Source organism: Halobacillus sp. A5, assembly GCF_024189315.1.
Lineage (GTDB): Bacteria > Bacillota > Bacilli > Bacillales > Halobacillaceae > Halobacillus_A.
Map to the genome: position 1 here is coordinate 60,048 of NZ_JAIZEO010000007.1, position 10,077 is coordinate 70,124.

Annotated in this window: 10 protein-coding genes; 9 read left to right on the forward strand and 1 reads right to left on the reverse strand. The window is 29.9% G+C overall.

All coding sequences use genetic code 11. The features are described 5' to 3' along the window. The 9 genes from LF822_RS21625 to LF822_RS21665 all read left to right on the forward strand — a co-directional run bounded on the left by LF822_RS21625 (nt 1) and on the right by LF822_RS21665 (nt 9,857). On the forward strand, nt 1-651 hold the full coding sequence (locus LF822_RS21625) for a sugar transferase (protein WP_256522611.1): 651 nt from the start codon (nt 1-3) through the stop codon (nt 649-651). After that, a complete protein-coding gene (locus tag LF822_RS21630; RefSeq protein WP_253926171.1) occupies nt 638-1,099 on the forward strand; it encodes a GNAT family N-acetyltransferase in 462 nt (153 codons plus the stop codon). The genes LF822_RS21625 and LF822_RS21630 overlap by 14 nt, the downstream gene beginning before the upstream one ends. Beyond that, on the forward strand, nt 1,096-2,076 hold the full coding sequence (locus tag LF822_RS21635) for a GNAT family N-acetyltransferase (protein ID WP_253926172.1): 981 nt from the start codon (nt 1,096-1,098) through the stop codon (nt 2,074-2,076). The genes LF822_RS21630 and LF822_RS21635 overlap by 4 nt, the downstream gene beginning before the upstream one ends. A gap of 42 nt (nt 2,077-2,118) precedes the next feature. Further along, the gene (locus LF822_RS21640; protein WP_253926173.1) at nt 2,119-3,285 is read left to right on the forward strand and encodes a glycosyltransferase family 2 protein; all 1,167 of its coding nucleotides are present in this window, start codon (nt 2,119-2,121) and stop codon (nt 3,283-3,285) included. Between the two features lie 27 nt (nt 3,286-3,312). After that, nucleotides 3,313-4,632 carry a nucleotide sugar dehydrogenase gene (locus LF822_RS21645; protein ID WP_371925989.1) on the forward strand — a complete coding sequence of 440 codons (1,320 nt, stop codon included), beginning with the start codon at nt 3,313-3,315 and terminating at the stop codon, nt 4,630-4,632. Nucleotides 4,633-4,678: 46 nt separating this feature from the next. Beyond that, complete coding sequence (locus tag LF822_RS21650; RefSeq protein ID WP_253926174.1) at nt 4,679-5,800, forward strand: glycosyltransferase family 4 protein; 1,122 nt, start codon at nt 4,679-4,681, stop codon at nt 5,798-5,800. Nucleotides 5,801-5,818: 18 nt separating this feature from the next. After that, nucleotides 5,819-7,051, forward strand: a complete 1,233-nt coding sequence (locus LF822_RS21655) for an O-antigen ligase family protein (RefSeq protein ID WP_253926175.1) — start codon at nt 5,819-5,821, stop codon at nt 7,049-7,051. A gap of 113 nt (nt 7,052-7,164) precedes the next feature. After that, nucleotides 7,165-8,328 (forward strand): glycosyltransferase family 4 protein, encoded by a 1,164-nt coding sequence (locus LF822_RS21660; RefSeq protein WP_253926176.1) that lies wholly within the window; start codon nt 7,165-7,167, stop codon nt 8,326-8,328. A gap of 248 nt (nt 8,329-8,576) precedes the next feature. Further along, on the forward strand, nt 8,577-9,857 hold the full coding sequence (locus LF822_RS21665) for a lipopolysaccharide biosynthesis protein (protein WP_253926177.1): 1,281 nt from the start codon (nt 8,577-8,579) through the stop codon (nt 9,855-9,857). 66 nt (nt 9,858-9,923) lie between these two features. Here the strand turns inward: LF822_RS21665 and LF822_RS21670 are convergent. Beyond that, nucleotides 9,924-10,077: ATP-binding protein (locus LF822_RS21670; protein ID WP_253926182.1), on the reverse strand; the 154-nt coding region annotated here is incomplete at its 5' end.

Consider the following 10,077-nt stretch of genomic DNA (forward strand, 5'->3'; position numbering starts at 1 on the left):
ATGAGAGTCGTAAATAACGAAATTTATAAAAATTATATAAAAAGACCTCTAGATTTTACTTTATCATCTATCGCAATCGTTGTACTAAGCCCAGTGGTATTGACTGTTGGGATTTTAGTTAAGACTAAAATTGGTAGTCCGGTATTGTTCAAACAGAAACGTCCTGGTCTTAATGAGAAAATTTTTACAATGTACAAGTTCAGGACTATGACAAATGAAACAGATGAGCAAGGGGAACTTCTACCAGATAGTTTGCGGTTAACTAAGTTTGGGAAGTTCTTAAGGTCTAGTTCATTAGATGAACTACCAGGATTGTTTAATATCCTTAAAGGAGATATGTCCATTGTAGGTCCTAGACCTTTATTAATAAAATACTTACCCTTCTATAGAGAGGAAGAAAAACTACGGCATACCGTGAGACCTGGTTTGACTGGGCTTTCTCAAGTGAATGGACGCAATTATCTTGAGTGGGACAAGCGTCTTAGCCTTGATGTCAGTTATGCGAATCATTTATCTTTTAAGAAGGATATGAACATAATCTACCGTACTTTAAAAAAAGTGATTCAAAGAGAAGACATCGCTGTAGGAAATGAACATGTAATGAAGAATTTAGACATCGAAAGAGGTGTGAAGAAAAATGGAAATAATTGAATTTGGAATTACTGACGTCGAAAACCATAGAGATGAAATGGTAGAAATGCTCAAAAGATCATTTGAAAAAAGTTTTCCAACCGAAAAATTTGATGAAGATTCATTCTATAGAAGAATTGATAATCTTAAAAATTATTTAACGGAAAAAAAAGCAAAAGTATTTTCAATAAATTATGAAGGAGACCTTGCTGGATTTATTTGGTTTTTTGAAAGAAAAGATAGTTATAATACTGTTATTCACATAAATCATTTTGTAGTCCATGAAAAATTTCAAAGACTTGGAATAGGAGGAAGTTTACTAGAGAAAGTAGAAACCTACGCAAATATTAATGATATAAAAGAAATAGAGTTATATGTTACTTATGATAATGAGGCTGCTGTTAACTTTTACAATAAAAAAAGCTTTGAGATTGAAAGAGTTATTATGAAAAAGAGGTTGATGAAGTGATTGATATATATTTTGAACCTAACTATGGAAAGTTGTATGAAAAAATTGAAAATGGTGAATGTAAAGTTTTTAAATTAAATAGTGAATTTGGTGAAGTTTACCACATGTTTATTAAACGTGAAATACCTATGAAGTTAAATGGATATACATACTATGATTTAGTTACTCCTTATGGTTATGGAGGTCCTCTGATAGTAGATTATAAAGAGGGGTGTAAAGAAAAATTAGTTTATGAATTCGAAATAAAATTTGGGGAGTATTGTAAAGAAAGAAATATTGTTAGTGAATTTGTGCGTTTTCATCCAATTGTTAAAAATGCTAATGACTTTAAAAGGTGTTATGAAATAGAACACGTTAGAGATACGGTTGGTACAAATCTTTTTGATTTTGAGGACCCTTTTCAGTCGGAATTCTCAAAATCATGTAGAAAAAACGTGAGAAAAGCACTAAATGAAAAAGTTTCTTATAGAATTACGAAGGACCCTAATAATTTAAAAAGATTTAAAGATGTTTATTTCTCAACAATGAATCGAAATCAAGCTTCTGAATATTACTACTTTGATAATGAATACTTTAGTAAATGCATGGATTTATTCGGAGATAATATTGTGGTAGTAGAAGCTCTATATGGAGAAGAAATAATAGCTATGGGTTTCTATTTTATCTATGGAGACAAAATACACATTCACCTATCTGGAACACTTAGTGAATATCTTTATTTATCACCAGCTTATATTCTAAGATACGCAATAACTTTATGGGGAAAAGAAAATGGTTTTGCATTAATCCATCACGGTGGAGGGAGATCAAATAGCCCTGAAGACAGCTTGTATAAATTTAAAAAACAGTTTGGAAAAAACACAGAATTCTTTTTTTATACTGGAAAAAAAGTTTGGAATGAAGAGGTTTATAATGAACTTTCCAGAATAAATTCTTTAAAAGAAAATACGAGTTTCTTTCCTGCTTACAGATCTTAAAAATTTCCTAATATGAAACCACAAAAAGAGAAGAGGTAAAAAATGCTTGTATTTTTAAGTATATGTTTTTATTTAAGTGCTTTCATAATATTTTGGGCTATGATTGGGTATCCACTTTCTATGAGAGTCTTAAGAAGGTTTAATAAACAACCTAATATTGTAAAAGACTATTCATATAAACCATCAGTAACACTGATGGTAGTGGCCCATAACGAAGAAAAAGTAATAAAAGAAAAATTAGAAAATATCTCAAAATTGGCATATCCAAGGGATAAAATAGAAGTTTTAATTACATCAGATAATAGTACTGACAGGACAAATGAGATAGTAGAAAGTTTTATAGAAAGAAATTCAGATATAAATATTAGGTTATTTAAAGTTAAAAAGAGACAGGGAAAAACAAATGCCCAAAATGAGGCGCAAAAAACTGTAAAAAATGAAATATTAATTATGACAGATGCTAATTCAATGTTAGAACGTAATTCAGTTAAAGAATTAGTGGCCTCATTTAGTTCTCAAGATGTAAGTTATGTTTGTGGCAAATTAACATATATAAATGAGGATTCTAGCTCAGTATCAAAATCTGAAACTACGTATTGGGATGGAAACCTTAGACTTAGAGCAATAGAGAGTGATATTCAAACAATTAGTGCAGGGAATGGTGCGCTATATGCTTGTCGGAATGAAGAATATTATGATTTTTCACCTTTAAGAAGCCATGATGGAATAATGCCGATATATTTCGCATTAAGACATAAGAAAGCAATATACAATCCAGATGCTATAGCATTTGAAAAAGCTGGTGAGGTAATTGAAGACGAGTTTAAACGAAAAGTTAGAATGAATAGAGGGATTTTGTACTATATCCTTCCTGATATTAGAATATTAAATTTTTTTAAGTATAAGTGGTTTTCTTATTTTTATCTAGGACATAGGACGAGCAGGTATTTATTATGGATCTCCCATTTAGTGGTTTTATTAACCAATATGTTTTTGATTTCTGAATCATGGTTTTATGTTACAACTTTTGGTGGACAGTTGTTGTTTTACCTATTAGCCTTAGTAAAATTATTAACTAAGACTAACAATAGGTACTTAACAATGATTTATTATTACTGTATTACTATCTTTGCTCAATGGGCTGGTGTATTTAAAATATTAACTGGAAAAGCAAAACCATTTTGGGAAAAAGCAGAAAGTACAAGGTAAGAGTACAGAGAAAACGGGAGGAATTAAATTTTGTTATATAATGATTTGCTAGAGAGAAAAGAAAAAATTGCCGTAATTGGTTTGGGATATGTTGGAATGCCTATAGCAGTTGCTTTTGCAAACCATGTTGAAGTAATAGGTTTTGACTTAAATAAAAAGAAAGTGAAACTATACAAATCAGGTGTGGACCCTACAAACGAGGTTGGTAATAAAGCAATCAAAGAGTCTAGCTTAGAGTTTACTTCAAATGAAAAGAAACTTAAAGAGGCAAAATTTCATATTGTTGCTGTACCTACTCCAATCAACTCAGACAAAACACCCGATCTCGCCCCAGTTGAAGGAGCAAGTGAAATCATTGGTCGTAATTTGACTAAAGGGTCAATAGTAGTATATGAATCTACAGTTTATCCAGGTGTTACAGAAGACGTCTGTATTCCCATCCTTGAAAAGGAATCTGGACTTAAATGTGGAATTGATTTTAAGGTAGGATATTCACCAGAACGGATTAACCCTGGAGATAAAGTTAATACACTTGAAAGTATAGTTAAAATAGTTTCAGGAATGGATATAGAAAGTAGAGAAGAAATTGCTAATGTGTATGAATTGGTAATTGAAGCTGGGATACATAAAGCAAGTTCTATCAAAGTTGCCGAGGCTGCAAAAGTAGTAGAAAATAGTCAAAGAGATATTAATATTGCTTTTATGAATGAACTAGCTATGGTGTTTGATCGGATGGATATAGATACTAATGATGTTATTGAGGCTATGAATACCAAATGGAACGCTTTGAGATTTTATCCAGGTCTTGTTGGTGGGCATTGTATAGGTGTAGACCCTTATTATTTTATATATGAAGCAGAAAAATTAGGTTATCACAGTCAAATTATTTTATCTGGTAGAAAAATAAACAATGGAATGGGAAGTTTTATTGTTGATGCAATTATAAAAAAATTAATATTAGCTAATAAGGTAGTAAAGAAATCAAAGGTTGTTATTTTAGGGATGACATTCAAAGAAAACACTCCTGATACTAGAAATTCAAAGGTTGTAGATATTATTGAAAACTTAAGAGAATATGGTATAGAACCAATTGTAGTTGATCCTGAAGCTGATGTCACTGAAACTAAATACGAATATGGAATCGATTTAGTAGATATCAAGGAAGTTAAAGATGCAGATTGTTTGGTACTAACAGTCGCTCATGATGTGTTTAAAGAGATGAGTTGGGAAGATTTAGATTCTTTATTTGGTGATTATAGTAATAAAGAGAAAATTCTTATGGATGCTAAAAGTATTTTAAATAAATCAGAGGTAGAAGAAAAAGGTTACAGTTATTGGAGACTATAGTCCCGTAATAGGTTAAAGAATATTGTTAATGCGAAGGGGATTGAGTGTGAAGGTATTACATATTAACTCGTATTATAGCGTTAGTGGATTTTATGAAAATTTATACAATGAGCAAATTAAAAGTGGTTTAAACCTAGATGTGTTTGTTCCAATATCTTCTTCACAGAGTAGATCAAGTATAAACCTTGGTCAATATACAAAGGTTAGTGTTAATCATGGAAAGTATGATAGGATATTATTTCATTTAAAGCACTATAAGATTTATAAAGATATATTAAAAAAATTTGAGGTACAAGATTACTCAGTCATACATGCTCATTCTCTATTTTCTAACGGCTATGTAGCGATGAAGCTAAAAAGAGAGTATGGTATACCATACGTAGTAGCTGTTAGAAATACTGACGTTAATACTTTCTTTAAATATATGCTAAATTTAAGAAAACTCGGAATAAAAATATTAAGGGAATCAGATAAGATAATATTTTTATCTGATTCTTATAAGGAACAAGTTATAGAGAAATATGTACCTAACAAATTTAAAGAAGATATTGTTGAAAAGACAGAAGTTATACCTAATGGAATAGATGATTTTTGGTTTGAAAATAAAGCAGTACCTAAAAAAAAGCTTAATCAAAGAGTTGTTAGATTGTTATACATTGGTGTTATTAATAAGAATAAAAACTTAAATACAACGTTAAAAGCAATTAATATTCTCCAAAGAAAAGGATGGCATGTTAAGTTTACTATAGTTGGGAAGATAGTAGATGAGTCAATTTATAAGCAATTTAAAGACTTTCCTTATGTAAAATATATATCACCAAAACCAAAAGAGGAACTAATAGATATATACCGCAGAAATGATATATTTATAATGCCATCAATAACAGAAACATTTGGTTTAGTTTATGCTGAGGCAATGAGTCAAGGTTTACCAATTATTTACTCTAAAGGACAGGGATTTGACAAGCAATTTGAGGAAGGGGAAGTTGGTTATCACGTAGAAAGTTCAAATGAAAAAGAGATAGCAGATCGCCTTTGTGATATTATCTCTGAATTTGAAGGTTTATCAGATAATTGTATAAGAAAAAGTGATAAATTTAATTGGAATATCTTAGCTAATGCCTATTTAGGTATATATACAGATATAAATAGTGAGTATAATTTTTAAATGTTATGAGGTAGGATAATGTTAGAAGGGAAAAATAGAAAACTACTACACATCAAAGATTCTGAGGATATGAAAATTAGCATTGCTTTAATGGCGACTTTAGTTGTTCTTACATTTCAGTATTTTATATTAGTAACTTTTAATTTATTTGAAACTTCAAATGCTAGTAGAGTGCAACTAATGTCTAAAATTCTAGTAGGCCTCTTATTTTTGTATGCATTTCCAGTGGTATTAAAAAGAAATAAAATTAAAGTCATTATAGCAACCTTATTAGCTCTGCTTTTATTTGCTCTCCATTATTTATTGTTTCCTGAAAATCATGCATTCATAGAAAGTTTGATATTACCTTTTTTCTTTATGTGCTTACCTGCACTTTTTTATAGTATGAGTTTAGAAAACTGGAATATTATGAAAAGCGTTATGAAAGTTTCAAGCATTTTAATCTTTATATTCGGGGCAATTTCGGGTTTTATAATATTTTCGGGAACTACTGCTATAGATACATACAGTATGTCAATATCTTATTACATGTTGATCCCAACTCTTGTTTTTTTAAATGAATTCTTTGACAAAAAAACATTTCTTTCTTTCATAATTACTTTAGTTTCACTTTTAGTAATATTAGCCCTTGGTTCAAGGGGCGCGATTTTATGTATATTTGTGTTTATAGCTTTGAGATTAATAAGGCTTGATTCTAAATTTTCTTATAATAAAGTTTTTTACATGATTCTTACTTTATCAGCATTTTCAATTATATTCTTTTATAAGGAGATAATTGTTAAATTTATATATAATTTTCTTTTGGGTTTTGGAATAGATAGCAGAACTCTACAGCTTTTTATGAACGAAGAACTACACCTAAGCGGGAGAGATATTATTTATCGAAACTTATTAATGAAAATATCTGAAAATCCTATTCTAGGCTTAGGTATAGGCGGTGATAGAGCATTAGGAGGCTATGCCCACAACTTGTTTATAGAAGTTTTTGTGAACTTTGGGATAATTATAGGTGGGATTGCAATAATAATCTTATTGCTTATGATAATAAAATCTTTACTTACAAAAGATAGAGAAAAGTATAACATGCTTATTATATGGATAAACCTAGGTTTTGTACATTTGATGGTAAGTCAGACATATTTAACTGACATAAAATTTTGGGTATTAATAGGGTTAATAATAAATTATTTATTCTTAAAAAGTTCGCCTCAAGAAATCGAAAAGTATAAAAGTACTGAAAAGTCATTTTAATAAATGAATAGAAGCAAGTTTAGTTTCCCCCTTTATAATGATAAGAGCTAACTTCACTATCGTCTTCAGAGTAATAAGTTAAGTTAAACTAATAGCGTAAGGAGTGAAATAGTTTGAGTAAACCTAAAATATTGTATTTAAGTGACGCAGACTTAAATAAGTCTGGTGGTGCTCAACAGTCTATGAAAGTATTAATGCAGGGCTTACGCCAGGATTACGAGGTATACATATTAACTCCTAATGGACAAGCATTTAATGAAAAACATATTGTGCTTGAAAACTACGATAACTTTATCCTTAGAGGAAAAAATGCTGCAAAAATAATTAGGATGGTAATAGATATATTTAAGAATATAAAAAAAGTTAATCCAGATTTAATTCACGTGCAAATGTCCGCTACTTTAATAGTCATTAATTTTCTGGTTAGAATTGGGGCTATAAGTAAAAAAACTAAAATAGTTTTTACAGATAGAGGAGTTTACGGTAAGTATGGTAAATCAACAACTAAATCCATTAATAGTATTATTAAGAAATCTGATAAAGTAATTACTACTACCGTTGTTAACCAAAAAAATTATGCTGAAAAATACCCCTACTATAAAGAATACAAAGATAAATTTACAGTAATTCATAATACAGCTGGTGAAAAATATGGTTATTATGACAGAGACATGCAAGGACTAATTAGAAAAATTAACAACATTGATCAAAATAAATTTGTTATTGGGCTATGTGGAAGGTTTAGCAAACAAAAAAATTGGCCTTTAGCTTATGAAATAATAAAATACTGCAAAAAAATGGAAAATGTTAGCTTTGTAATTATACTAGGTACAGATAAGACTAATGATTCTCATAAAAGAGCAAAACAGTATATAGAAGAAGTTAAACAATTAGTAGGAGAGAAAAATCTCAAGGCTTTTATTAATCTTAATAATGAAGAGGTAGATAAATTATATTACGCAATGGATTGCTTCTTACTTTCTTCAAAGTGGGAGTCATTTGGCAGGACGGCAGTGGAAGCTATGGCGAGAAATAATATTGTTATAGGTACTAATGTAGATGGTTTAGCTGAAGTTATAGGTGATGAGAAATATACATTCAATACAGCAGAAGAAGCATCTAAGATTATAGAAAATCTCTTAGTTAATAGAGATGAAATAATAAGTTCCAAGCGATATTTTTATGACAGGTACCATAAGAAGTATGAATTTCAAAGAAACATTGAGAAGCATAAAGAATTATACTCAGAATTGTTGGACTTCACAAATGTACGTTAAAATTCTACAGTTTAAATCTCACTTTTCTTGTTTAAATACAATACTTATAATTCATTAAAAGCATTTGCAGCAAATTTTTTATAAAAATAGAACTTTCCTATAATGTTTTCTTTTTAACATAAAAGTGAAAGTTCTGTTTTTTTATGACAATTTTATTGAGTATAGGATCTAAAAAATTTTATTTTAAAAAAAGCAATTCTGGGTTCAATATGAAAATTCATAAAAGCAAATTAAAAGAGGGATTTCATATGAAACAATTAGTAGATAATTTCCTTAAAAAAAAGTTTGTGAAAAATGTACTAATAATTGCCACAGGTACTGCAATGGCTCAAGTTGTTACATTTCTTCTTTTGCCTATAGTGACAAGATTATATGGACCTGAGGCGTATGGATTGATGGGGACATTTTTAGCTATAGTAACAGTTATTATTCCAATTGCTGCATTGTCTTATCCAATTGCTATTGTTTTACCTAAAGGAGATGATGAAGCGAAAATAATTATTAAGCTATCTCTAATAATCACTCTTATTATGACAATATTATCGCTGATTATATTACTATTTTCTTATAAACAAATTGCAACGTTAATTCAAGCAGAAGAGATCTCTAAATATCTATTTTTAATTCCTCTAGTAATTTTAACCGCAGGGTACATGCAAGTTATTAAGCAATGGCTTATTAGAAAAAATGAATTTAAAATAGTATCTAAAGCCACTATTTTACAACCAATTTTAACAAATGGTGGAATGATTTTCATTGGTTTATTTTACCCGATTGCTTCAGTGTTAATTGTTATTTCTGCCTTAAAACAGGGCGTTACTGCTTTGTTAATGCACTTATCGACTAAAAAGAAGTCAGGTAACTTTATGAAGATGAAAAGCAAAGCAACTCTAATAAAGTATGCTAAGAAGTACTATGATTTTCCTATGTATAGAGCGCCTGAAGTTCTTATAAGCGCAGTCTCCAAGAGTATGCCTATATTTTTTTTAGGGTCTTTATTCGGTCCTTCTGTTGCAGGATTTTATACCTTGTGCAGAAGTGTGTTAAATCAACCTATTGGTTTAATAGGGAGTTCTGTTGGTGAAGTCTTTTATCCTAGAATTGCAAAAGCACATAAAAACAACGAAAATTTAGTAAATATACTTACAAAGGCTACTTTGGCGTTAGCTGGGGTAGGTATGCTCCCATTTGGTTTGTTAGTTATAATAGGACCATCTTTGTTTGAAGTAGTGTTTGGTAAGGAGTGGGTAATAGCTGGAGAATTTGCGCGTTGGTTGTCAATAGAATTTTATTTTTTACTAATTAGTAGGCCATCTATAAAAGCTTTGCCAGTTTTATCAGCCCAACGCTTTCACTTGTTTTTTACTACTACCATGCTATTTTTAAAAGCTATATCCCTATTTTGTGGATACTATTTTTTTGAAAATGAAATTATTGCTGTTGCATTTCTTGCAATTATTGGAGGTTTAATGTATTTCTCTCTAATTATTTTTACATTAACAATTTGTAAAAAATTCAATAAGAAATAGCTTACTTGTCAAGGACGTTTAATTTTATACAAAATCGTCGGGTTAAAATTATACAAAGCTGCCACCTTATTTGGCAGCTTTGTTTTTCATTCTAAAACTTGGCCCATCAATAGAAAACACTCTTGAATGATGAAGTAACCGATCCAATATGGCCGTCGCAATAATTCCATCGCCTAAAACCTCTCCCCACTGGCTGAACGTCTTGTTCGACGTTAGAATA